Here is a 17,194-nt window from a genome sequence, read left to right on the forward strand (position 1 = left end):
ACCCGGTGTCGAGCGGCCTATCGTTGAGAGGCCCGGCGCCACACCTTGACCCGACTACACTAGACTGAACGCCATATAACGTTGCCCTAGGAGCGCTGCATGCACGAGCTGGACCATTACATTTACCCACACCGGGTGCTTCACTGGCTGGTAGCCGGGGGCGTGCTGCTGGCGCTTGCCAGCGGGTTTACCTTTGGTACGCTTGGGTATGCGCGCACGCTGGAGCTGTTCGGCAATACGCTGACGAACCTGCTGTACACCAGCCATAAAACGCTGGGTATCACCCTTTTACTGTTGATGACGTTGCGCATCATTACCCGCCTCGCCTTCGTGGTGCCAGACCATGATCCGCCCTTGAATGCCTTCGAGCGTATCGTCAGTACCAGCGTGCACCACCTGCTGTATCTGGCGCTGATCATCATGCCGTTACTTGGCTGGGCGGCCACCGCTACCGGCGGATACCCCATCGAGTTCTTCCATTGGCACCTGCCGGGGCTTATAGACGAACGGCCTGCGCTTTCCAGCCAGCTCTATGTCTGGCACGGGCGCGTTGGCTGGGCCATCGTGGTGCTGGCCGCGCTGCATGTGGCAGGTGCACTGTTTCACTGGCGCATCAAGCACGATACGGTTACCAAGCGCATGAGCCTGTTCGATTGAGCAGGCGCTTTCTGGCGCGTTGTAAACATCACCAGTACGGCGCGCAGGGAGTAACGTCGCCATGCTCCAGCAAATAGCGTTTATCATTGGCCTGGCTGCTGTTCACGTGTACGCCAGCAAGCTTCGCAGGCTGAGCGCCGTGCCACGCAGCGCCTGGCTGTCGCTGGCGGGCGGTATTTCGGTCGCCTATGTGTTCATTCACGTGTTCCCGGCCCTGAGCAGGGCCCACGAAACGATCGACGCGCATGGCCTGCTGGCGGTGCTTGAGCACAATGCCTATATCGTTGCACTCATCGGCCTGGCGGTGTTCTACGGGCTCGAGCAGGTGGCTTCGCACCATTCAGAGCCTTTTCGCGAGGGCACCAAGACCCGTTTCAAAAGGCTCGAAGGCGTTTTCTGGATCCACGTAGGCTCCTTTTCGCTCTATAACGCGCTGATTGGCTATCTGCTGGTGTATCGCGACAACCAGTTTCCTGACGTGGTGTTCTTCTTTCTGGCCATGAGCGCGCACTTTCTGGTCAATGACCAGGCGCTGGTGCGTCATCATCGCGAGCATTATCTGGCCCGCGGGCGGTGGGTGTTGGCAGGCGCGGTCATCATTGGCTGGCTGGTGGGGGTGGCCGTTGAGGTCACCGAGGCCTTCGTTGGTCTGCTGTATGCCTTTGTCGCCGGCGGCGTGGTGCTGAATGTGCTGAAAGAGGAGTTGCCGGAGGATCGCCGCAGCCAGTTCTGGCCGTTCGCGCTGGGGGTTGTGGGCTGCACCTTGCTGCTGGTCTTCGCCGAACCATAGACGTTTCAAGGTAAATGAAAATCACTATGTTTATTGACTTGGGACGTTAGTGCGTCACAATTCCCCGCCTATCAACGCCGTAGGGAAATGCACATGGAGCTGTTGCAGGTCGTCTTTCGCCATTATCGCTGGCCGTTTCTGGGCGCTATCGGCCTGAGCCTGTTGAGTGCGGGCCTAGGTGTCGGGGTGATTGCCTTTATCAACCAGCGTTTGATCGAGGTGGGCAGCCCGCTTTCTGCGCTGCCGCAGTTTCTCGGCCTGCTGGCGGTGTTGCTGGCGGTAACGCTGGGCACGCAGCTTGCGCTTACCCTGCTTGGCCACCATTTTGTCTTTGACCTGCGCTCGCGGCTTGTCAAGCGTATTCTGGATACCGACATCGAACGCCTTGAGCAGTTGGGCAACGCCACGCTTCTGGCAAGCCTTTCAAGCGATGTGCGCAATATCACCATCGGCTTCGTGCGCCTGCCCGAACTCGTTCAGGGCGTCGTGCTCGCCTTGGCCTCGATTGCCTATCTGGCCTGGCTTTCCCCGCAGATGGTGGTGGTCACGCTGGTGTGGATCGCGTTCACCATGTGGGTCGGCTGGGTACTGGTATCGCGGGTGTACCGGCACTTCAACCTGGTGCGCGAGAGCGAGGATCGCCTCTACAAGGATTACCAGTCGGCAATCGAGGGGCGCAAGGAGCTGGCACTCAACCGTGATCGGGCGCAACGCTTCTTCGATGACACCTACACGGCGAACGCGCGGGAGTATCGCTATCACATCATTCGTGCCGATACTTACCATCTAAGCGCCGGCAACTGGTCCAATATCATGATGCTGGGCGCCATTGGCGTGGTGTTCTTCATGGCCAACGGCCTGAACTGGGCCACGCCTGCCGTAGCGGCCACCTTCGCTTTGACGCTGCTGTTCCTGCGCACGCCGCTCATTCAGGCGATTGGTGCCTGGCCCACGTTGATCAGCGCTCAGGTTGCATTCGACAAGCTCGCAAGCCTCGAGCTTGCCGAGTATCAGCCGGGCTTTGGGGTCGAGGACAGCTTTCCCGACTGGCAGCGCCTGGAACTGGTTGACGTGACCTATCACTACCCGGAAAGCGCTCAGGGGGAAAGTTTTCATGTGGGCCCCATCAATTTGACGCTCACGCGCGGCGAGCAGATATTTCTGATCGGCGGCAACGGCAGTGGTAAATCGACCCTGGCGCGCCTGTTGAGCGGTCTTTATCGGCCCGAGAGCGGGCAGATCAAGGTGGATGGCCAGGTCCTCTCTCCGGCGCAGTGGCAGGATTTTCGGGCGCATTTCGCCAGTGTGTTCACCGATTTTCATCAGTTTGACCTGGCCATGGGCCCGAAGGGGCAAAAAGCCGATCCTGCGCTGGTCGCCACCTGGCTCGAACGGCTGCAGATGCAGCAGAAACTGCAGTGGGAAGGCGACCGAATCATCAATACCCAGCTTTCCCAGGGGCAGCGCAAGCGCCTGGCACTTTTACTCGCCATTGCCGAAGAGCGGGATATCCTGCTGCTCGATGAGTGGGCGGCGGACCAGGATCCGCAGTTCCGGCGGCTTTTCTATCGTGAGCTTCTGCCGCACCTGCGGGATATGGGCAAGACGGTCTTTGCGATCAGCCACGACGACAGCTACTTCGCCCACGCGGACCGGCTTTTAGAGATGTCTCAGGGCAAGCTCCGAGAGCTGACCGGAGACCAGCGCGACCTGGCAAGCCAGGACGCCGTTGCCCGGATCAATACTTGATAGGAGAAGTAGCCAGGTGCTTGAGTCGTCAGGCTTGGTGCTTGAGTAGCCAGGCAGCTCGACAGGCGATATCAGGGGACGCGTTTGCGCGCCACCCGGTCACATCCTTCCAGCGGGCAGTTGCTGCATACGCTGAACTCATCGAGCAGGTAGCGCAGACAGCAGAGCTTGCGTACCCGCTTCTCTTCATCGCTGCCGTCAGGGGTGTAGGTGCGCACCGGCTCGAAAAGCGGATTGCGCTGCCCGCCAAGGTGGCGTGACTCCAACAGCGCCCGGGCGGCTTCAAGCGCCTCATGATTGACGTCGGGGTGCTCGGCCAGCAGATTCACGTAGTAATCCAGGTAGCCGCCGGCGTTGCTCCAGAACACGCGCGGGGCTGCGCCGGAAATGGCTGCCAGGCGCTCGATCAGCGGCGCCCAGTGCTGCTCGATCAGCTTGGCGAAACGTTCACTGCCTGCCTCGGTTCCCATCGGCTTGCCTTCATGAGGCAGCCACAGCCGCTGGGTACAGCCTTCCTCGTTGAGGATGACGTGCACCTCATCGAGCTCCACCGGCAAGTCGCGATTGAGCAGCAGGTGAGAGACCATGGTGGGAACGGTCAGCGCGCTGAAGTGCCACTTCGACCACAGCGACGTAATGGCGCGCTTGTCGCCACCCGGGTAGCGCCCGGCGTAGCGTGATAGATCCTGTTCCAGAAGTACGGTATTACGCCAGCGCGACGCCTTGACCGCTCCCGCTGGCGGTGTACCGCCGATCAACGGGGGCGTAAACAGTACCAGCTGGCCTTGATAGCAATCGGCAAGCGTGGGGGCGTTGGCTGAATGATCTAGCGCGAGCGGCGGCATAACGGAACTCCCGAACGTGAGCCATGGGCGGCTCAAGCACACCTGCACATCGGCAATGGTGATACGCCGGTACAGCACAGGTTGAAAGTGGTCACCTCAGCTTAATCGATAATGCTTATCAGTTGAAGTGTTAGTTGCGAACAAGTCCGTTTTACAGCACAGCCTACTGGGCCACAGCGATTCGGTGGCCACCGTTTGGGTGCTGCATTACCTGCATGGGAAGGCCATAAATGGCTTCGAGTGTTTTACCGCACATCAGTTCATCCGGCGTTCCACGCGCCAGCAGCCGCCCGCTGTGCAGGGCCATGAGCTCATCGCAGTAGCGTGATGCCATGTTGATATCGTGCAAAACGATGATCACCCCGAGGCCCAGCTCATCGCAGAGCTTGCGAATCAGGGCCAGCACTTCCATCTGATGCGCGATATCCAGCGCGGCCAGCGGTTCATCGAGCAGCAGGAAGCGGCTGCCCTGGGCAATCAGCATGGCAAGCCACACCCGCTGGCGCTCACCCCCGGAAAGTGTATCCACCAGCCGGTCGGCAAACGCTTCGGTATGGGTAAGGGCAATGGCCCGATCAATCGCCGCGGTATCCTGCTGGTTGTGCCGCCCCAGCAGGCCGTGCCACGGGTAGCGGCCGAACGCGACCAGTTCGCGCCCGGTGAGATTTTCAGCGCTTGGCAGGTGCTGGGGCAGGTAGGCTACCTGACGAGCGAACTCCCGATTCCCCCAAGCGCCGAGCGGGCGCCGATCAAAAAGAATCTCGCCCTCACTGACCGCCTGCTGCTGGGCAAGCAGCTTGATGAGCGTCGATTTTCCCGAGCCGTTGTGACCGATCAGGCCGTAGACCTTGCCTTCTTGAAAGGTATGCTCAATGGGTTGCAAAAGCGGTTTGCCGTTGATGGCAAAGGTAGCGCCTTTAACCTCGAACATGCGGAACTCCTGATCGTCATGCGGAAATGAATAAGGCTATCATCATCTAAGGTCTGACAGGGCCTGCCATGCGCGATATCACCTTATCCTTGAACCCGAAGTGATGCACAAGTGCCATGGCGATGTGCCCACCTATCAGGGTCAGCAGCAGCCAGGCGAGCGGGCTATGCAGCAGGTTCGCCAGCTCGATCATCCAGGGAATATCGCGTTCGGCCGCGCTGAGTAGCGGTATGCCGTAGACATCCAGTGCACCGCCTCTGCCGTACTGACGCAAGATGCTCAAAGCAGGCAAGGCGATCAACAACGCATAAAACGTCATATGAACCCCGCGCGCCAGCACGCCATTCAGCCCAGCGGCGGGTGAAGGCCGCTGATGTCGATTGAGCCAGGCCCAGCCCGCGCGCAGCACCGTAATGCCCAGCAGCAAGATGCCCAAGGTGCCGTGCGGGCCTATGCTGGACAGCATCAGGGTAAATTCACTTTCGCCAACTCCGCGCCATGCCAGCACTACGCTGAACTGAAACAGCACGATAGCCGCCGTCAACCAATGCAGGGCGCGGCTGATCACGCCATAATGGGTAGCGCTATCTCGCCAGTAAGGGCGGGTGTCTGTCAAAGAGGCCTGGTTGGTGATAAGGGGCATCGTTTTTCGTCTCTAGTGGTTTGATCTGGCTTAATGCCAATCACCCATACGGGTAATCGTTACCAGCGGTCTTGGCCGAGCGGTAACGCCGTTTCGGCAGGATACCCGGCGGTTGGCCAGTCTGCCTTGCGGCGCCTATAACACTGTTAGGTCAAAGGCTTAATTGTAGTGTTAATCGTTATCATTTAAAATATTTTGCTTCAATGCAACCGCTATCTATTTTGCCGGACTGAAAAATTCCCTCTTGTGCTGGTGCCAGACGCGCACTGCGTTATTTCGTCCATACAGTAAGGTATCTACCATGCCAGGCAGCGTGCCTTTGGCTCAGAAGATAGGCGGCATGTCTCCCGCCAAAGTGTGTCTGTTGCTCAGCCTTCCGCTGGTCGTGCTCCTGATAATGAGTTTTCAGGCACAAGGGGGCCTGGGGCAGAGCCTCCAGGCACTGTTGCGACCGGACGTTACCCAGGTCGATGAGCTGCTGCTGCACTTTACCTGGTGGCCGCGGCTGGCGGTTGCGCTGCTGGCCGGGGGCGGGCTCGCCCTGGCGGGTGTGCTGATGCAGCAGGTGCTGCGTAATCCGCTGGCTGCGCCCACCACGCTTGGGGTGGCAAGTGGTGCCAACTTGGCACTCATGGCCGCCACCTTGATGGCGCCGGGGCTTTTGGTCGTGGGGCGCGAGTGGGTCGCCCTGGCCGGCGGCGCCGTGGCGATGGGGCTGGTGTTTGCCCTGGCCTGGCGGCGCGGGCTTGCGCCGGTGGTGGTGGTGCTGGCCGGCTTGGTGGTCAATCTCTACCTGGGTGCGCTGTCAACGGCACTTTTGCTTTTCAACCATGAAACCCTGGCGGGTTTGCTCATCTGGGGGGCTGGCTCGCTTTCTCAGAACGGGTGGGGCGGTGCTGCCGCCCTGGCGCCGCGTCTTGCTCTCTGCGCACTGGCGGCCTGGCTGCTGTTGCGTCCGCTGGCGGTGCTCGAACTTGACGAGGCCAGCGCCAAAAGCCTTGGGGTGTCGCTCAAGTATCTGCGCTTTGCAGGCCTGGGGCTTGCGGTATTCATCACCGGCAGCGTGGTCAGCGTAGTCGGTATCATCGGGTTCATCGGCCTGGCGGCGCCCAATATCGTGCGGATGGCAGGTGCGCGACGGCTGGGAACGCGGCTGCTCTGGTCAACGCTGCTTGGCGCGGTGTTGCTGGCCACGACGGACCTTCTACTCCAGCGATTTTCCGGCATGATGGCGACGTTGATTCCCACCGGGGCGGTGACCGGCGCGCTGGGGGCGCCGCTGCTTTTATGGCTGATTCCCCGTTTGAAGCTCCAGGGCGACCGACCGCCCCAGGCGTCCAGCCTGCTGGCTGGCCGCCACGCGGCGCCCTATCGCCTGGCAGCCGGGATTTTCCTGGCACTGTTGCTGACTGCTTGTCTGGGACTTTTTGTCGGCCAGGGTGGCGGTGGCTGGACCTGGATCAATCCGCTTGAGTGGAGCGTTACCGAATGGCGCTTGCCGCGAGTCATGGCCGCCGCGGCCAGCGGTTTGATGCTGGCCATCGCCGGAACCTTGTTGCAGCGGCTCTCTGCCAACCCCATGGCAAGCCCTGAAGTGCTGGGTATCAGCGGGGGCTGCGCCATTGCGCTGATTCTGGGTATCTATTTACTGCCCGCCCCCAGTAATGCGGCGCTGATCGGTATCGGCACCGCGGGGGCCCTGGTGACCCTTTTGGGGCTGGTAGCCTTGAACCGGCGCAGCGGCTTCGTGCCCGAGCGGCTTTTGCTGAGCGGCGTGGCAATCACTGCGCTGTTTGATGCGGTGCGCAGCATTTTGCTTGCGGGCGGCGACCCGCGCGGTCAGCAGGTCATCGCGTGGCTGGCGGGCTCGACCTACCACGTGGACATGACCAGTGCGCTGGTGGTGGGAGCGCTGGCGGCGGGGCTTGCCCTTGCCACGCTGCCGTTTACTCGCTGGCTGGATATCCTGCCTCTGGGCGCGCCCATGGCGAAGTCCCTGGGGGTAGGCCTGACTCAGGCGCGGCTTGGGTTACTGCTGCTGGTGGCCCTGCTGACCGCCTGCGCGACGCTGGTGGTCGGGCCGCTTTCGTTCGTCGGCCTGCTGGCACCCCACATGGCGCGCCTTGCAGGGCTCTCCCGCGCCCGCGAGCACCTGGTAGGGGCGGCACTGATCGGCATGTTGCTGATGGTGCTGGCCGACTGGGCAGGGCGGCAGGTCATGTTCCCCTACGAGATACCGGCAGGCCTGGTGGCATCGCTGATTGGCGGAGCTTATTTCATGTGGGGCCTGCGACGGCTGTAGGCCGGATACCGCAGGCGCCACTGCCTTGTATCAGGCGGCGTGCTGCTGAAAATAGGCGCCCATCACGTCAAGCACCTTGTCGATGTCGGCATCATCAATATCGCGATGCACCACAAGGCGCGTGGCATATAAAAGCTCGATCAGGATGTCGTGCTCCTTGAGCCAGGTGGAAAGGGGGCGCAGGTGTTCATCGGGCACGTGGGCAAACACCATGTTGGTTGCCTGGGAGGTAACCTGTATGCCGGGCAGGGCGGCCAGGCCTTTTGCCAGGCGCGCCGCCCGGCGATGATCGAGCGCGAGGTCATCGACATGGTGATCCAGCGCATACTGGCAGGCCGCTGCGATAACGCCTGCCTGACGCATGCCTCCACCCACCACCTTGCGCCAGCGGCGGGCGCGTTCGATAAAGCTGCGCGTGCCGACCAGCGCCGAGCCGATCGGCGTGCCCATACCTTTGGAGAAGCACAGGGAAACGCTGTCGAACGGGCGGCAGAGCTGCTCGAGCGGTACCTCACTTGCCACGGCGGCATTGAACAGCCGGGCGCCATCCAGGTGCGTTGTCAAGCCGCGTGAACGGGCGAACTCCGTTGCCTGATGGACATAGTCTTCTGGCAATACCTTGCCGGCAATCGTATTTTCCAGTGCCAGCAGTCGCGTACGCGCAAAGTGAAAGTCATCGGCCTTGATCGCTGCGCTGATCTTCTCCAGCGGCAGGCTGCCGTCGCTGGCGTTTTCGATAGGCTGCGGCTGAATGCTGCCAAGCACGGCAGCACCACCCCCTTCATAACGGTAGGTGTGGGCGGATTGGCCGACGATATACTCATCACCGCGTTCGCAGTGCGCCATCAAACCCACCAGATTGCTTTGGGTGCCGCTTGGAAAGAGTAACGCGGCCTGCTTGCCCGCCAGTGTGGCCAGGTGCTCCTGAAAGGCATTTACCGTGGGGTCATCGCCCCAGACGTCATCACCTAAGGGAGCGGACATCATGGCGTCCAGCATGGCGGGACTTGGCCGGGTCACCGTATCGCTACGCAAATCAATCATGTCATTTCCTTTTATAATCTGTGATAAGCCGGGCAGGTCGCTGATAATTCACTATTGTTAAAACACGTGATGAGCAACCCAGCATAGGCAGTGGAATGGACTTAAAGAGTGGCTATCCGTTTTGGGCGGTAAAAAATGGGCTATTGACTACTTTCCCACAGCTCACCCATGACCATCAATGCGACGTAGCAGTGATTGGCGGCGGGATTACCGGCGCGCTGATGGCCAACGAACTGAGCGAACACGGCCATCACGTGATCGTGCTCGAGCGACGGGATATCGGCTGGGGGAGCACGTCGGCCAGCACTGCCTTGTTGCAGTATGAAATCGATACTCACCTGACCGACCTTGCCACGCGTTATGGCGAGAAAAACGCGGTGCTTGCCTACCAGGCGTGCGCCGACGCGATACGGGAGCTTGAAGCCCTGGCCGGTGAGTTGGGCAATGTCGAGTTCGAGCGGCAAAAGAGCCTCTACTTCGCCAGTAGCGAAGAAGACGTGGCCGGTTTGAAAGCGGAACTCGCCCTGCGCCAGAAAAACGGCTTCGAGGCCAGCTGGCTTGAGCAGGAGACGCTGGTTGCACGCTACGGCTTCAAGGCCCCCGGTGCCATCTTGACCGAACTGGCCGCAAGCGTTGATCCCTATCGAATGGCTTATCAACTGTTCAACAAGGTGGCAAGCCGCCAGGGCGAGGTGTATGACCGCACCCAGGTAGTAAGGATGGTCCAGGTCGGCGAGCGCATGGTGCTGACGCTGGCCAACGGCGCTACGCTCACCTGTCGCCAGGTCGTCATGGCCGCAGGCTACGAGTCCCAGACATGGCTGCCTGAAACGATCGCCAGAAACCGCAGCAGCTACGCTTTCGTTACCGATCCGCTACCGGCTGAAATGCTGGGTGAGCTTGAGCGAACGCTGGTTTGGGAGTCGGCACGACCTTACCTTTACCTGCGTGCAACGCAGGATGGCCGGCTGTTGATAGGCGGTGATGACGATGATCTGGACATTCCAGGCCGCCGCGACGAGCAGGTGCTCGAAAAAGCCCGGGGGCTGGCGCAAAAGGTGGAAACGCTCTGGCCGTCGCTGACCATCAACCCTACGTTCAGTTGGGGCGGTACCTTTGCCGAGACAGAAGATGGGCTGCCCTATTTCGGGCCTCACGAAGCGCACGGTAACCGCGTACACTTTGCCATGGCCTACGGTGGTAACGGCATCAGCTACAGTATGATAGGCGCCAGACTGGTGCGCGCGCTGATCGAAGGCAAAAAGCACCCACTGGCAGACTTGTTTTCCTTTGAACGCCGGGCTTAATCCTGCGGTGGGCTAGCGAGCCCTGCTACGCTCGCCTGCTGCAAAACGAGAGCAGTATCCATGGAGCATCAACTTTACTTGCGTGCACTGGAGCGCAGCGATCTGCGTTTCGTGCACGAACTCAACAACAATCAAAGCATCATGTCGTACTGGTTCGAAGAGCCATACGAATCCTTTGATGAACTTGAAGAGCTTTACAACAAGCATATCCATGACAACGCCGAACGGCGTTTCGTGGCAGAAGATAGTTCAGGCGCGGCTATCGGGTTGGTCGAGCTGATCGAGATCGACTACATCCATCGCAGCGCCGAATTCCAGATCATCATCACGCCGGACCACCAGGGCAAGGGGTTTGCCCGCTCGCTGATCCGCCAGGCCTTGCACTACTCGTTTACCATTCTGAATATTCACAAGGTGTATCTAATCGTGGCCGTGGAGAACGTCAAGGCGATTCATCTTTACGAAGAGAGCGGATTCATCGAAGAGGGACATCTGGTTCAGGAGTTCTTCATTAACGGCAAGTACCGTGATGTAAAGCGGATGTACATTCTGCAGGAGACGTATCTAGCTCAGTTGGGCAAGTGATGACGCGAAGGGGAACAGGCGCTACGTATTTCAGAAACCTGCACACCTATACCTGGCATGACCCCACGGCTGCCAGACGCCTGCCGGTAAGCTGCATTTACGCCCGGCAGGCAATCGGGCCATCCATCATGAAGTAATGCCTGCCAGCTGCAGGGCAGTTGGCAGGCGTAACGCTGGTTATGCTTGATGTCTGGCTATCGGGTCATGCAGTAGCTTTTAGTTGAGCGTGGACTGCAGGCGGTTGGCACGGTCACCGGCTGCCGGATGGCTGGAGAAGAAGCTGCTGTCGTTGCCGTATTTGGCTTCGAGCTTACGAAGCGCCGTGATCGAAGTCTCGGCATCCATATCGTGCTCCTTTAGAAGCTCGATGGCGTAATCGTCGGCTTCGTTCTCCTGGCGCTGGGAGAACTGGGCGTTGACGAGTTTCTCGCCCAAGTCGCCAAGCTCGGAGCTTGAGAGCGCAGCGGCGGTTGAACTTCCGCTGGCAGCGGCGGCTTCACGCGCCGCAGAGGCTGCATAGGCAACCTGGAAGGCCCGCTTGGAGTGACCAAGCGCCACGTGGCCAATTTCATGCGCGATGACATAGCGCACTTCATCGTCTGTCATCTCATCCATCAAGCCGCTATATAAGCGAATGGACCCGTTGGGTACGGCGAAGGCATTCATTTCAGGAACTTGGTAGACGTTGAAGTCGAGCGTGTTGCCATCGACCACTTCCCAGCCCTGAGTGAGGTCTTCCAGACGCTGTGCATACTGGCTGTTTGAGGCTACCAGCTGGTTTTCACTATCGAGCTGGGCAATGGTCTGGTCGCCTAACTGCTGCATCTGTTGATCAGACATCGTTGCAGCGCCGGCCATGCCTGCTCCGGCAGACATCAGGCCGCCCAGGTCCGCACCGGATTGGCAGCCGCTGACCGCCAGCGTGGCTGCCAGACCAAGTACGCAGGATGTTTTCCGCCCCAAAAAAGAGAGTTGCATGATCGATTCCTTGATTCATCGGCGCATAACCTGAAAGGTTTGCGCGTTTAATAAGATACGCTGATTAGCCTAATTAATGTTAGATGAAAACTTTGCGTAACTCCATACCATGCTGGCTATTGGCTAAAATGACAAAGGAAAGGAACAAGCAATGAAGGGCGGCGGATTTGACGCCATGGGGAAACAGCGCCTCAGCATGAGGCGCTGATCAGGGCTGCCAGATGGCAGCTTGAGATTGGGTGCCTTAACGCTTGCACATGTAGCTGGCCAAGGCGTCGAACGCCGCGCGCTGTTGCAGAGCGCGCTGCGCCCAGACCTGCATGACATCGTCACGCATGGCCGGGTAGAGAGACGATGAGGGTTGCATGGCATGCACTCCTGTCTTATGGGTCAGAGGTAGTGATTGTTGTTATGAGAAGTCTTGTTGTGCGTCGCAGCAAAATGCGACGCTGCCCAATGGTAGGCGCTTTTTCAGTTCGCTTCTAGTCATAAAGATGTAGGAAAATCGCCACGCCCTGTCAGCCATGGCTTACGCGCGCGCACCTGCTTATCTAGCTAATTGAATAAGCATGCATTTCCGGTTAGTAAATGGGTAGTAAATAAAGCCAGAAGGTTCTCCGGCTTTACAGGCTATTTACATGTAAAAGACAGCAAGATGCTCATTATTCCAGGTAGCTGGCTAGCGTATCCATGGCGACACGCTGGTAGTGCGCTTGAAAGAACCAGAAACGAAGAACGTCGCAATCACAATCGTAGGGAGGGAGCTGTAGAGGCATTGAGTGGTCCTCCTGTTGGGACACACACGTCAGTATAGTGGCTTTTCGCTGCGCTGCAGCAAGAATTGCGGCGTCTCAAGAGGCGCGGTGCATGGAGCGTCTTTGCATACGCTGGAAATGGATGACGCAGGAAGCCGTATAACCCGCTAGGCTTTAGGAAGAGCTTTTTTCCTCTGCGAATGGAGTCGCGTATGAGCGCCACTGTTGCCGAAATCATGGTCGATACCCTGCAAAATGCCGGCGCCAAGCGCTGTTACGGCGTTGTCGGAGATACGCTCAATCAATTTACGGATGCTCTGCGCCAGAGCGATATCGAATGGATCGGCGTTCGCCATGAGGAGGTAGGCGGATTTGCTGCTGGCGGCGAAGCCTACCTCACCGGCAAGCTTGCACTCTGTGCAGGCTCCTGCGGTCCAGGCAGTCTCCACTTTGTGAATGGGCTGTTCGAGGCCCATCGCAATGGCGCCCCGGTCGTGTTGATCGCCACGCAAGTGCCGCTGGCAGAAACCGGGGGCAGCTTTCCTCAGGAAGTCGATCAGGTACAGATTTTCAAGCAGTACAGCGTATTCTGCGAGACGCTTGCCTCGCCCGAGCAAGCGCGGCGCATGACGGCCATTGCCGCGCAGACGGCACTTGCCAAAGGCGGTGTGGCGGTACTGATCGTGTCCGGCGATGTCATGAAGCAGGTGCCGCAGAGTCAGCTGGCATTTCGCGCCCACCGTTTCGAATACTCGCTGCGCCCCAGCGCCGAATCGTTCGTACCTGCGGTCAAGCAGCTCAACAAGGGGGGCAAGATCACCATCTTTGCTGGTTCAGGCTGCCGTGACGCCCGCGAGCAAGTGATCGCGCTGGCTGAAAAGCTTCAGGCACCCATCGCCTGGACATCGCGCGCCAAGGACTTTATCGAACACGACAATCCCTATCAGGTCGGCATGACCGGGGTGTACGGTCTGGAAGGCGGCTATCACGCAGTGGCCGAGTGCGACACGCTGCTGATGCTGGGGTGTAACTTCGCCTTCAAGCAGTTCTATCCTGAAGATGCCGCCATCATCCAGGTCGATAGCGACCCCGGCCAGATCGGCAAGCGTTATCCGGTCGACGTCGGCATCATCGGCAGCGTACGCGATACTTGTGAAGCACTTTGCCAGGTAGTCGAAGCCAATCCGCGATCACGCTGGCTGGAGAAGTGTCGCAAGCACTACGCCAAATCGCTGGAGAAATCAGCGCACAAGAGCCGCGATGACACGTTGATCCATCCTCAGGAGTTGACGCTGGCCATTAACCGGCTGGCAGCAGACAACGCCCTGTTCACGGCGGATACGGGAAGCGTGAATGTCTGGATGCTGCGCCATGTTCAAGCCGGCGGCCAGCGTCGCACCCTGGCAAGCCTGCAACATGGCACCATGGCCAACGCCTACCCGCAGGCACTGGGTATTCAGCTGGCCTATCCCGAAAGGCAGGTGATTGCCCTGTGCGGGGATGGCGGGCTCTCCATGCTGATGGGCGATCTGTTGACCCTGGTGCAACGCAAGATCCCGCTCAAGATCGTGGTCTACAACAATCAGTCGCTCAGTTTCGTGGAGCTGGAGCAGAAGGTGGAAGGGCTGCTGGACGCCTATACCGAGCTGCAGAACCCGAACTTCGGCGACGTGGCCAGCGCCATGGGCCTGTGGGGAAAGCGGGTCGAACGCGAGGATGAGCTTGAGGCTGCCATCACCGAATGGCTCACCCAGCCGGGTCCTGCGCTGCTGGACGTGATGACCAACCCCATGGAGCTGGTCATGCCGCCCAAGGTGGAAGCCGGCCAGGTGGCGTCTACCGCGCTGTATTCAGCCAAGGCGGTGTTGAGCGGCCGCATGGATGAAGTCGTTCATCTGGTGAAGAGCAACTTCTTGAAGCGCTGAACTTTTCAAAATGGATTAAAAAAGGGCAGGACGATGCGCCTACATGTACTCTCCGATCTGCACCTCGAGCACTTTCCCGAGGGGCGCGCGCTGCCCGATGTCGAGGCAGATGCCCTCGTGCTGGCCGGCGATATTCACGAAACCACCCGTGGGCTTGGCTGGGCGCGGGCGCGCTTTCCGGATAGGCCGATTCTCTTCGTGCCCGGCAACCATGAGTTCTACGGCACCTGCCTGCCTGAGCACCGCCGCGCCTTGGCTTTGGAGGCCGAACGTTTGGATATCGAGCTTCTAGACAATCGCGCGGTCATGCTGGGCGGGGTGCGCTTTCTGGGTACCACGCTCTGGACCGATTTCCAGCTCTACGTCGGCAGCCCCGGTTGCGTTCCACAGGCGAGCATGGACAAGGCGGTCCGCGTCATGCCGGATTTTCAGATCATCACCGACGCGAACGGTGAGGCCTTCACTCCCCGAGCGAGCCAGGCCTTGCACCGCGAGGCGCTCGACTGGCTGGTCATGGCGCTGGATGAACCCTTCGACGGCCCTACCGTGGTCATCAGCCATCACGCCCCGCTTCGCGAGTGCATTCCCTTGCCTTACGTGGGCGACATACTTTCCCCGGCCTTTGCCTCGCATCTTCCTTACCTGATGGGCCGGATGAATCTATGGATCCACGGACACGTGCATGAAGCGGTGGATCTGCAGGAAAACGGCACGCGGGTCGTGGCCAATCCGGGCGGTTATCCTGAGGAAGTCGGCCGATACCGTTTTCGTGAAGACTTGACGATCACGATCTAATCCAGTGTCTTTTCATTCACTTGCCCGCCAGCTCGGCTGTAAGCTGCGAAGCCAAAGTTTTCTTTTTTCTTGCTACTTGAACTTTGGTCTTGTTCTACTTTTGTAGTCTTGTCCTGCCTTACGCTTGTTCTTAATCTCTTGTTTGTATGATGTATTATAAACAGCTTCTAAAGTAAGGCATCAAGCCATGCCAAGAGTGCTTCCGAGCACTCGTATAACCTGCTCGAAAGAAACGTTCTCTTTAAAGCGATAACTTATAACGACTGCCAAAGGTGAACCCATGATGCTACCCAAGAAAACGCTAATGAGTTTGAGTGTCGCCGGAGTCATGGCGGGGCTGTCTTTAGGTTCCGGTTACGCCATGGCCCAGAACGCCGAGCTGCGCGGCAATGTTCGCGTCGTGATCGGTTCGACCTCTACCGGCGGTGATACGTATCAAAATGCCAGCATCGTGGTCGACCGCCTTACAGAGCATCTTGGTGTGAACATGAAAGTGGATGCCGTTGGCGCAAGCTCGGCGTTTCGCACGCTGGATCGGGACTCCCGCGGTAACACCCTGATGATCTTCCACGATCAGTCCTATCTTGGGTACCTCTACGGCGTTCAGGGCTACGATGACATCTTCGAGAAGTACACCATCGGACCGACGATCGCCATCAACCCCGGCAACGCTTACCTGGTGCCCATGGATTCGCCGTACCAGACGCTCGATGACATTATCGAAGCCGCAGGCAACGGTGAAACCATTCGCGTCTCCATCCAGCCCGGCGGCGTTTCCGAGATCGGCTACAGTGCCCTCAAGAACGCGATCGCCATCGAACATCCGGGCCAGGAAGAGAACCTGGTCGCGATCAACACCGGCTCTCAGTCCGACAAGAACCAGCAGCTGTTCGACGGCCAGGCCGATGTCATCAACGGCAGCGTACAGGCCAACGAGCAGTATACCCGCCTGCCCGAAAGCGACCAGAAAGCCATGCGCTTCATCTGGCTGACGGCGCGCCAGGACACCATCGAGCAGGCACCGGAAGAGGGCCTTGGTCAGACCACCCGCGAGCAGCTTCTCGAGTACGTCGAGCCCAACGTGAACGTCACCATGGGCGGCGACGAGAGCTTCACCTTCGATAAGGAATTCTTCTTCCTTTACAACAAGGACATGGATCAGGGCATCGTCGATCAGATCGACGAGGCGCTGGCCGAAATCTATGAAGAGGGCGAGATCCAGCAGGCCCAGTTGGACGCGTTCTTCATCCCCGACTTCAAGCCGTCTGCCGAAGCATCCGAGTACCTGCAAGAGAAGATGTCGCGCTACGAAGAGATCATCACCAACATCAACTAAGCGGCTGGACGCTGGCGGCTCACTGTCGCCAGCTTCTCACTATCCGGGCATCCTCATTGACGCGTCTGCCGGCGACGTCGATGGGGAGGCCAAGTTCATGCGTCTGGAGCAGATATGGCGTCAGATCTGTTGAGTGTTTCGATCGATTTCGAAACATCGCACCTGTATTTCCCCACTCTCGTTCACTGGATTCTGGGAATTCTGTTTGCCGTGATCCTGCTGACGCGAGTGGTACCTTTCATGGCGGCGGTCAGACGAGGCGAGCGTACGCTGCCGATCATCGGTGAATCCCGCGACAACAAGCGTTTTTTTGGCACCTTCGCGCTGATCATCGCCTACTTCTACCTGATGGACGTGGTCGGCAATCTGTTTCCGTATACGGGCTACGGCTTTCTGTTCGTCTCGATGGCGTTCGTGCTGCTCATGTCGCTTTTGTATCTGCACAAGTGGACCCGAAAAACCCTCGTGATCGTCGCGGTCAACGCCGTTGTCGCGCCTGCGCTGGTTTGGTTCGTGCTCGCCAAGCTCTTCACTATCACCTTGCCGTGACCC

General features: G+C 59.1%; 16 protein-coding genes. 10 read left to right on the forward strand and 6 right to left on the reverse strand.

Annotated features, from left to right (window positions below; translation table 11 throughout):
* The first annotated feature begins 99 nt into the window (after positions 1-99).
* From HW452_RS07215 to HW452_RS07225, 3 genes are all read left to right on the forward strand, one after another.
* A complete protein-coding gene (locus HW452_RS07215; RefSeq protein ID WP_224105417.1) occupies positions 100-657 on the forward strand; it encodes a cytochrome b in 558 nt (185 codons plus the stop codon).
* 61 nt (positions 658-718) lie between these two features.
* On the forward strand, positions 719-1,447 hold the full coding sequence (locus HW452_RS07220) for a hypothetical protein (protein ID WP_224105418.1): 729 nt from the start codon (positions 719-721) through the stop codon (positions 1,445-1,447).
* A 93-nt stretch (positions 1,448-1,540) separates the two neighbouring features.
* Entirely contained in the window at positions 1,541-3,196 is a 1,656-nt protein-coding gene (locus tag HW452_RS07225; RefSeq protein WP_224105419.1) for a multidrug ABC transporter permease/ATP-binding protein, read from the forward strand.
* A gap of 71 nt (positions 3,197-3,267) precedes the next feature.
* Here the strand turns inward: HW452_RS07225 and fhuF are convergent, their stop codons facing one another.
* From fhuF to HW452_RS07240, 3 genes are all read right to left on the reverse strand, one after another.
* Positions 3,268-4,041, reverse strand: coding sequence for a siderophore-iron reductase FhuF (gene fhuF, locus HW452_RS07230; protein WP_224105420.1), 774 nt, complete (start codon positions 4,039-4,041; stop codon positions 3,268-3,270).
* Between the two features lie 163 nt (positions 4,042-4,204).
* On the reverse strand, positions 4,205-4,972 hold the full coding sequence (locus tag HW452_RS07235; RefSeq protein ID WP_224105421.1) for an ATP-binding cassette domain-containing protein: 768 nt from the start codon (positions 4,970-4,972) through the stop codon (positions 4,205-4,207).
* Between the two features lie 46 nt (positions 4,973-5,018).
* On the reverse strand, positions 5,019-5,615 hold the full coding sequence (locus tag HW452_RS07240; RefSeq protein WP_224105422.1) for a cytochrome b: 597 nt from the start codon (positions 5,613-5,615) through the stop codon (positions 5,019-5,021).
* 340 nt (positions 5,616-5,955) lie between these two features.
* Here HW452_RS07240 and fhuB point away from each other — a divergent pair, with 340 nt between their 5' ends.
* Positions 5,956-7,917, forward strand: a complete 1,962-nt coding sequence (gene fhuB, locus HW452_RS07245) for a Fe(3+)-hydroxamate ABC transporter permease FhuB (RefSeq protein WP_425348094.1) — start codon at positions 5,956-5,958, stop codon at positions 7,915-7,917.
* A gap of 30 nt (positions 7,918-7,947) precedes the next feature.
* Here fhuB and ltaE read toward each other — a convergent pair whose 3' ends face one another.
* Positions 7,948-8,961: a low-specificity L-threonine aldolase gene (gene ltaE / locus HW452_RS07250; protein ID WP_224105424.1), complete on the reverse strand. Its 1,014-nt coding sequence runs from the start codon at positions 8,959-8,961 to the stop codon at positions 7,948-7,950.
* Positions 8,962-9,056: 95 nt separating this feature from the next.
* Between ltaE and HW452_RS07255 the strand changes: the two genes are divergently transcribed.
* Both HW452_RS07255 and speG read left to right on the forward strand, forming a co-directional pair.
* Entirely contained in the window at positions 9,057-10,268 is a 1,212-nt protein-coding gene (locus HW452_RS07255; RefSeq protein ID WP_224105425.1) for an NAD(P)/FAD-dependent oxidoreductase, read from the forward strand.
* A 60-nt stretch (positions 10,269-10,328) separates the two neighbouring features.
* Complete coding sequence (gene speG / locus HW452_RS07260; RefSeq protein ID WP_224105426.1) at positions 10,329-10,853, forward strand: spermidine N1-acetyltransferase; 525 nt, start codon at positions 10,329-10,331, stop codon at positions 10,851-10,853.
* A gap of 216 nt (positions 10,854-11,069) precedes the next feature.
* On the opposite strand, the gene HW452_RS07265 is transcribed toward speG, so the two are convergent.
* Positions 11,070-11,831, reverse strand: a complete 762-nt coding sequence (locus HW452_RS07265) for a M48 family metalloprotease (RefSeq protein WP_224105427.1) — start codon at positions 11,829-11,831, stop codon at positions 11,070-11,072.
* A 244-nt stretch (positions 11,832-12,075) separates the two neighbouring features.
* Positions 12,076-12,198, reverse strand: coding sequence for a hypothetical protein (locus HW452_RS17570; protein WP_263433574.1), 123 nt, complete (start codon positions 12,196-12,198; stop codon positions 12,076-12,078).
* A gap of 600 nt (positions 12,199-12,798) precedes the next feature.
* Between HW452_RS17570 and HW452_RS07270 the strand changes: the two genes are divergently transcribed.
* From HW452_RS07270 to HW452_RS07285, 4 genes are all read left to right on the forward strand, one after another.
* On the forward strand, positions 12,799-14,511 hold the full coding sequence (locus HW452_RS07270; RefSeq protein WP_224105428.1) for a thiamine pyrophosphate-dependent enzyme: 1,713 nt from the start codon (positions 12,799-12,801) through the stop codon (positions 14,509-14,511).
* Between the two features lie 33 nt (positions 14,512-14,544).
* Entirely contained in the window at positions 14,545-15,306 is a 762-nt protein-coding gene (locus tag HW452_RS07275) for a metallophosphoesterase (protein ID WP_224105429.1), read from the forward strand.
* Positions 15,307-15,610: 304 nt separating this feature from the next.
* Positions 15,611-16,642, forward strand: coding sequence for an ABC transporter substrate-binding protein (locus HW452_RS07280; RefSeq protein WP_224105430.1), 1,032 nt, complete (start codon positions 15,611-15,613; stop codon positions 16,640-16,642).
* Positions 16,643-16,756: 114 nt separating this feature from the next.
* A complete protein-coding gene (locus HW452_RS07285) occupies positions 16,757-17,191 on the forward strand; it encodes a tripartite tricarboxylate transporter TctB family protein (RefSeq protein WP_224105431.1) in 435 nt (144 codons plus the stop codon).
* Positions 17,192-17,194 lie beyond the last annotated feature (3 nt).

It is taken from the genome of Vreelandella aquamarina, from assembly GCF_020075495.1.
GTDB lineage: Bacteria > Pseudomonadota > Gammaproteobacteria > Pseudomonadales > Halomonadaceae > Vreelandella > Vreelandella aquamarina_A.

Coding starts and splice junctions, on each gene's coding strand:
- HW452_RS07255 (WP_224105425.1), top strand. CDS start 9,057: ATGGACTTAAAGAGTGGCTATCCGTTTTGGGCGGTAAAAAATGGGCTA.
- fhuB (WP_425348094.1), top strand. CDS start 5,956: ATGTCTCCCGCCAAAGTGTGTCTGTTGCTCAGCCTTCCGCTGGTCGTG.
- HW452_RS07225 (WP_224105419.1), top strand. CDS start 1,541: ATGGAGCTGTTGCAGGTCGTCTTTCGCCATTATCGCTGGCCGTTTCTG.
- HW452_RS07220 (WP_224105418.1), top strand. CDS start 719: ATGCTCCAGCAAATAGCGTTTATCATTGGCCTGGCTGCTGTTCACGTG.
- HW452_RS07285 (WP_224105431.1), top strand. CDS start 16,757: ATGGCGTCAGATCTGTTGAGTGTTTCGATCGATTTCGAAACATCGCAC.
- HW452_RS07235 (WP_224105421.1), bottom strand. CDS start 4,972: ATGTTCGAGGTTAAAGGCGCTACCTTTGCCATCAACGGCAAACCGCTT.
- HW452_RS17570 (WP_263433574.1), bottom strand. CDS start 12,198: ATGCAACCCTCATCGTCTCTCTACCCGGCCATGCGTGACGATGTCATG.
- ltaE (WP_224105424.1), bottom strand. CDS start 8,961: ATGATTGATTTGCGTAGCGATACGGTGACCCGGCCAAGTCCCGCCATG.
- HW452_RS07240 (WP_224105422.1), bottom strand. CDS start 5,615: ATGCCCCTTATCACCAACCAGGCCTCTTTGACAGACACCCGCCCTTAC.
- HW452_RS07270 (WP_224105428.1), top strand. CDS start 12,799: ATGAGCGCCACTGTTGCCGAAATCATGGTCGATACCCTGCAAAATGCC.
- speG (WP_224105426.1), top strand. CDS start 10,329: ATGGAGCATCAACTTTACTTGCGTGCACTGGAGCGCAGCGATCTGCGT.
- HW452_RS07275 (WP_224105429.1), top strand. CDS start 14,545: ATGCGCCTACATGTACTCTCCGATCTGCACCTCGAGCACTTTCCCGAG.
- fhuF (WP_224105420.1), bottom strand. CDS start 4,041: ATGCCGCCGCTCGCGCTAGATCATTCAGCCAACGCCCCCACGCTTGCC.
- HW452_RS07265 (WP_224105427.1), bottom strand. CDS start 11,831: ATGCAACTCTCTTTTTTGGGGCGGAAAACATCCTGCGTACTTGGTCTG.
- HW452_RS07280 (WP_224105430.1), top strand. CDS start 15,611: ATGAGTTTGAGTGTCGCCGGAGTCATGGCGGGGCTGTCTTTAGGTTCC.
- HW452_RS07215 (WP_224105417.1), top strand. CDS start 100: ATGCACGAGCTGGACCATTACATTTACCCACACCGGGTGCTTCACTGG.